The sequence below is a fragment of the Bradyrhizobium sp. genome (genome assembly GCF_049798375.1).
Classification (GTDB): Bacteria; Pseudomonadota; Alphaproteobacteria; order Rhizobiales; family Xanthobacteraceae; genus Bradyrhizobium.
On the sequence record NZ_JBARGP010000517.1, the window covers coordinates 1 to 6,150 of the forward strand.

The window sequence follows — 6,150 nt, forward strand, 5'->3', positions numbered from 1 at the left end:
CCCCGGCCGTCGCCAGCGCCAATGGAACGCGGCCGTTCCTGTTCGATGGGCGCATGAAAGCCGACGGCGACCGGCAGCGAGCACTGAACGAAGATCATCGCTCCAACGGTGGCGCCATTATCATGCCGCCGAAAGCGCGCCGGCCCGCGCGCGAGCAATGAGTTCCGTTGCTGAGCGACTATTCCATACCGCAGACCGTCATCTGAGCGGGGTTGTCAGCGTCTGCCGGAAGGTCTCGGGGCCACCAGCCGACTAGATCACGATGCGATTACACAGAATCGCATCGTGATCTCATCTCTTTGTTTCAGCATGATCTTTTCGGAAAACCGGTTTCCACTTTTCCGGATCATGCTCTAGGCTGGCTCGGCGATGCCTGCCGGCTGAAGACAGCCGGTAGCAAATGCATGTAACGGCGGCGGCGTCCATTCGGCCACTCGCCGCGATAACTTCACGTCATTCCAGCTCGATCGCCTGATACGTGCCGGCCTCGTCGAGCGCCGTGCCCCAGATCTTGTGCGAGGCTTGGTGCTCGGCGCGTCCGAATGAGAGCGCGCTGCCGAGGCCGAGATCCATGCTGCGCATCGATTCCAGCGTGTCGACCAGTCGCTCGGTGTCCAGCGGGGTGGTCTGCTTCAGCGCCTGGATCAGGATGGTCGCCGAAATATAGCCCTCGAGCGAGGTGTAATCAGGCGCTTCGCCGGGGAAATATTTTGCCAGCGCATTCTTGTAGTCGAGCACGAGGCTCGAATAGCCGGCGACCGATGGCACGCCCTGCGTGACAATGACGCCGTCGGTGTATTTCGCGCCGAGCAGCTTCAGCTCGGAGGCAAGCGACGTGGATCCGACGGCCGAGATGTTGGCGTAGATCAATCCCGGAACCGCGTCGTGGGTTTTCTCGATGAATTTCGCGGCCGCGCGGTCGGTCGCGATCATGATGACGGCCTTGATCGGCGGCTTGGTTTGCGCCTTCAGCTTGCCGACCGCGTCGTCGACATCCAGCGTGCCGCGCGGAAAGCCGTAGCGGATGATCGGATCGTTGATGCCAAGCGAGCGGAACGCCTTGGCGACGCCGTTGGCGCCATCGTCGCCATAAGCATCGTTCTGCGCGAAAACAGCGATCTGCTTCGCCGGGACCCGCCGGACTTTCGTCAAATAGTGCACGATGGCGGCCGTCTCCTCCGCATAGCTCGCCTTATAATTGAAGACGTAACGGTCGGGTGGATCGTGGCGGACGACGGCCGAGCCGCTATAGGGCGCGAAGAACAGCGCGCGACGCTCCAGCGCATAGGGGATTGCGACCGCGTTGTTGGCCGTCCCCATGTTGCCGATGAAGCCGAACACCTGGTCCTTGTCGTAGAGCTGCGTCATCGCGGCAATGGTCCGGGTCGGATCGTAAGCATCGTCGGCAGCAATCAGTCGCAGCATGCGGCCGTTGATCCCACCGGCGTCGTTGGCGCGGTTGAACGCCGTCTCGATGCCGAGCTTCATCTGGCGCGCAGGCTCCCTGCGGACGCCCGAGAACGGGATGACGGTGCCGAAACGGATCTCGGTGTCGGTGACGCCGTGCGGGAGCCCGGCCGGCAGGTTGGCGGTCGGCTGCGTCGCGGCGGCTGCGCTCAAGGGCGCCAGTGCGTAGGGGAGGACGGGAGCCGCCGATTGCTGCTGACCGAGCGATCGCTCGAGCTCCGCCAATTGGCGCTCCACGGCCTGGCAGTTCATCTGCGCGCCAGCCATTCGGCTGCGGCCGTCAGCCACGTAGCCGTTGAAGCTGCGGATGAGCATATCGCGATCGCCATTGTTCGAAGAGGCCAGGCGGATCACCTCGCCGAACTGATCAACGATGGTTTGGACGCGGCCTTGCGCGATGGCCTGGCAGGTTGAGGCCTGACCGACGATCGGACCGACGCGGGAGGCGAGATCGCGAACCACATCAGGGGAAGCGGCAAGAGCGGAGCCCGCAGGCACGACGAAACACGTTGCGAGGAGGAGCACAGACCAGCGAACGGTCATCTGAGTTATCCGTTTCTTCTGAATGGTTGGCTATATTCACGACATCATCCAGACAGATCGCCCCTTAAGGACGGGTTTCGCAAACACCGAAACTATTCCCTATCGCCGGCTTTCTTTGCTGCAACATATTGATTTCGAGCAGATTCCAGCAGTACTCGCGCCACAGTTGCGCTTCTGAGCGGATTGTCTCTCGTCGTCGGCTGGCCGCACCACCGAGGCAATGATGCGGGTTGATGCCTGTAGCTAAGCTGCCGCACCTGCTTGTCGACCATGGCATGTCCGCTCCACATTCCCGAATGCATCGTCCGGCATGGTGGCCGGGAAGCATCGATGGGAGATCGAAATGGACGACAACACCGTGCGGCTGGCGCTGCAGCGCCACTGGGATGCCTCTGATGCCGGCGACTTCGAGGCCGAGCACGACATCTATCACGAGGATGCCATGCTCAATTATCCGCAATCGGGCGAGCGCATCCGCGGCCGGCGCAACATTCAGGACAGCCGTCACCTGCAGCCGAACAAGAAGCGCTTCACGGTCCGACGCATGATCGGCAGCGGCGATCTCTGGGTCACCGAATTCGTGCTGAGCTATGACGGTGTGCCGTCCTACACCGTCAGCATCATGGAATTCCGCGACGGGCTGGTGGCGAGGGAAACGCAATATTTCGCCGCCGGCTTCGAGCCGGCTCCCTCGCGCGCGCATTTGGTCGAGCGAAGCGGCGCGGCATCTTGAGTTGCCGGACAGCTACGACGCGATGCCCTTGTCCTAGGGTCGCTGTCGCTGTCCGGCAGCGGCGGCGGCCTCGGGTGTGGAAGCTCTCGGTCTTGGCCCCAGGCGTAGCCCTGCCGGCGCTCCTCCTCGGTGCAGATGATCGACTTCCAGTCCCCTACCCCTTCGGTTCCAGCAGGGGTATGAACATAGGGGAATGAAGGCCGCGGGCAGGAGTTAACGGCATGAAACGGGTTCTGATTGGCGTTCTCGCGCTGGTTGTCATCGCGGTCGCCGGCATTTTCGGCGTCAACTGGTATGCGAATGAGCGCGCGAACCGCGAGGTCGAGGCCGCTTTCGCACAGATCCGCAGCACGGGGGCCAGGGCCGATCACGGCAAGGTGGCGTTCGACCCGTGGACGCGCACGCTGACTATTGCCGACATCCACAGCGAGACGGCGAGCCAGCCGCCGGTCACGGTGAAGATCGCCAGCGTGATCGCGAAAGGCGTCGGCCAGCCGGACGCGGGCCGGATCTCGGCCGCCAGCATCGAATCCAACGATCTCGAAATCGACACGAAGGCGCAGGCGCCGTCGACCTTCCATATGAGCTACAAGACGCCGAAGATCGTCGTGACCGATTATAACGGGCCGGCGCGCGGTGAGCGACCGCCTGCCGACGCCTCGCCGTTCGCGATCTACGGTTTCGTGCTCAAGCAGTTTGCGACCATCAGCGCCTCCTCGGTGAGTGTGCCGAACGTCACCGGCGCGTTCGATCTCGGCACCGCGGCGCTCGGCCATGGCGATTTCAGCTATGCGGGTCTGGTGCTCGACGGCATCAAGGACGGCAGGATTGCGAGCGAGAAGATCGGCGAAGCCTCGTTCAAGATCGATGCGCAGCAAGCAGGCCAGGCGCAAACCATGACGGGCCACCTTGTCGACATCGCCTCCTCCGACATCGACATCGGTGCCATCGCCGCGGTGCTCGATCCACAAGCGACTGGCGACGATCAAATCCGTCGCCTCTACCGGCAAGCCTCGATCGGCCCATATGACCTCACCTCTTCGCTCGGCGTGCAGATGCATATGGATGGCGTAACCATCGATGAAGCCGGCTTGCGTCCGTCCAAGCTGCCGCTGCCGAGCATTCTCGCGCTGGTGACACGGCCGGCGACGCCGCCCTCTCCCGCCGAGGCGCGCGACTTCGCGAACAAGGTCGCCGACCTCTGGGAAGGCATTGTCGTCAAAAACGAACAGATGCGCGGCATGTCGATCAAGACGCCGCAGGGCGCCCTGAAGCTCGCGGGCGCCCATTTCGACATGCAGGACGGCAAGATCGACTTCGCCCTTGACGGGCTGGACGCGCAGACGCCGCAAGGTCCGGTCAAGGTCGGACGGTTTGCGCTCAAGTCGCTCGACATGACAGGGATGATGCGGATCGGCGCCCAGTTTGCCGATCCGGCCCATCGGCCGCCTGCCGGCCAGGCGCTGGAATTGCTGAAGGCGCTGCAAGGCGCCGAGCTCAGGGATGTCGTGGCGCCCTATAAGACCACCAACAAGCAGATCAAGATCGACAATGTCAGCCTGGACTGGGGGCAGTTCGTCGGCCCGATCCCGACGCGCGCGCATCTCGTGGCCAAGATGGACAGCCCGCTCGACGCCTCGAACCCCGCGCTGCTGCCGCTGCTCGCCGCCGGCATCGACACCGCCGCCGTCGATGCCGATCTCGGCCTCGGCTGGACCGAGAACACGGGCGCGTTTGCCCTGTCGCCGGTGAAACTCGATATCGCCAACATCGTCAGCGCCTCCGCGGGCGTCACGCTCGCGCATGTGCCGCGCGAGGTCTTCACGATCAATCCGCAGGCGGCGATGGTTCAGGCCGCTCAGATCGAGGCCGGCGGGCTGGAGCTGACCGTGCATGACCTCGGCGGCGTCGATCTTCTGGTCGCGCAGTTCGCGCGCATCAATAGCATCAGCCGGGACGATGCCCGGCAGGCGATCCTCGCCACCATCAAGGCCGGTGGCGACAAGCTCGGCAGCGACAATCCGGATGTCGCGGGCGCGGTCGAGGCGATCTCACGCTTCATCGCGACACCGCATCAGACGCTGACGCTGAAGCTGACCCCGCGTGCGAAGGTGCCGGCGATGCAGCTCGTGCAGCTTCTGAGCATTGATCCGCCCTCGGCCGCCGCACAGTTCAAGATCGAGGCGTCGACGGGATTGTGATCCGATCGTACGAGCTAATTAGTTGGCGCACGTAGGGGTGGGCAAAGCGACGCCGCAAGGCGACGCGTGCCCACCGCTGCTACGGCAATAGCGGTTGGAATGGTGGGCACGCTGACGCTTTGCCGACCCTACGTGCCATTCACAGGGGCTCGGCGTTTTGTCATTGCGAGCGAAGCGAAGCAATCCAGTGTCACGAAACAAATCTGGATTGCTTCGTCGCTTCGCTCCTCGCAATGACGAGGACTGAGAAACTACTTGCTCGGCAGGTTCGTCCGGATGTGCAGTTCCTTCAGCTGCTTCGGCGTCGCCTCCGACGGCGCCGACATCAGCAAATCGACCGCCTGCTGGTTCATCGGGAACAGCGAGATCTCGCGCAGGTTGTTCGTGCCACAGAGCAGCATGACGATGCGGTCGAGGCCGGCCGCCATGCCGCCGTGCGGCGGGGCGCCATACTGGAATGCGCGGTACATGCCTCCGAAGCGCTCGACCACCTCCTGCTCGCCATAGCCGGCGATCTCGAACGCCTTCACCATCGCTTCCGGCTTATGGTTGCGGATGCCGCCGGAGGCGATCTCATACCCGTTGCAGGCGATATCGTACTGGAACGCCTTGATGGTCAGCGGGTCCTGGCCCTGCAGCGCCTCCAGCCCGCCTTGCGGCATCGAGAACGGGTTGTGCGAGAAGTCGACCTTCTTGTCCTCCTCGTTGTACTCATACATCGGGAAATCGACTATCCAGGCCAGCGCGAAGCGGTCCTTGTCGATCAGGTTCAGCTCTTCGCCCAATTTGGTGCGGGCCAGGCCTGCGAACTTCCAGAACTTCTCCGGATCGCCGGCGACGAAGAAGGCGGCGTCGCCCTCCTTGAGGCCGAGCTGCTCGCGAATTGCAGCCGTCCGCTCCGGACCGATGTTGTTGGCGAGCGGACCGGCACCCTCGCCGCCCTCGCGCCACATGATGTAGCCGAGGCCGGGCTGGCCCTCGCCCTGCGCCCATGAGTTCATGCGGTCGCAGAAGGCGCGGCTGCCGCCGCCCTTGCCCGGGATCGCCCAGACCTGGTTCTTCGCATCCTCCAGCATGCGCGCGAACACCTTGAAGCCGGAGCCGCGGAAGTGCTCGGAAACGTCCTGCATCTCGATCGGGTTGCGCAGATCGGGCTTGTCGGAGCCGTATTTGCGGATCGCCTCCGCGAACGGAATCCGCGGCCAG

4 protein-coding genes are annotated in these 6,150 nt (G+C 63.7%); 2 read left to right on the top strand and 2 right to left on the bottom strand.

Translation table 11 applies throughout. The annotated features are described in order from the left end of the window. Positions 1 to 453: 453 nt before the first annotated feature. Entirely contained in the window at positions 454 to 2,010 is a 1,557-nt protein-coding gene (locus tag WA702_RS20940) for an ABC transporter substrate-binding protein (protein WP_425112458.1), read from the bottom strand. Positions 2,011 to 2,353: 343 nt separating this feature from the next. Between WA702_RS20940 and WA702_RS20945 the strand changes: the two genes are divergently transcribed. Together WA702_RS20945 and WA702_RS20950 are read left to right on the top strand one after the other, a co-directional pair. Further along, entirely contained in the window at positions 2,354 to 2,743 is a 390-nt protein-coding gene (locus tag WA702_RS20945; protein ID WP_425112459.1) for a nuclear transport factor 2 family protein, read from the top strand. Between the two features lie 221 nt (positions 2,744 to 2,964). Further along, positions 2,965 to 4,944, top strand: coding sequence for a hypothetical protein (locus WA702_RS20950; RefSeq protein ID WP_425112460.1), 1,980 nt, complete (start codon positions 2,965 to 2,967; stop codon positions 4,942 to 4,944). 251 nt (positions 4,945 to 5,195) lie between these two features. On the opposite strand, the gene WA702_RS20955 is transcribed toward WA702_RS20950, so the two are convergent. Further along, a partial coding sequence (locus tag WA702_RS20955) for an amino acid--tRNA ligase-related protein (protein ID WP_425112461.1) occupies positions 5,196 to 6,150 on the bottom strand: 955 nt, incomplete at its 5' end.

Coding starts and splice junctions, on each gene's coding strand:
- WA702_RS20940 (WP_425112458.1), bottom strand. CDS start 2,010: ATGACCGTTCGCTGGTCTGTGCTCCTCCTCGCAACGTGTTTCGTCGTG.
- WA702_RS20945 (WP_425112459.1), top strand. CDS start 2,354: ATGGACGACAACACCGTGCGGCTGGCGCTGCAGCGCCACTGGGATGCC.
- WA702_RS20950 (WP_425112460.1), top strand. CDS start 2,965: ATGAAACGGGTTCTGATTGGCGTTCTCGCGCTGGTTGTCATCGCGGTC.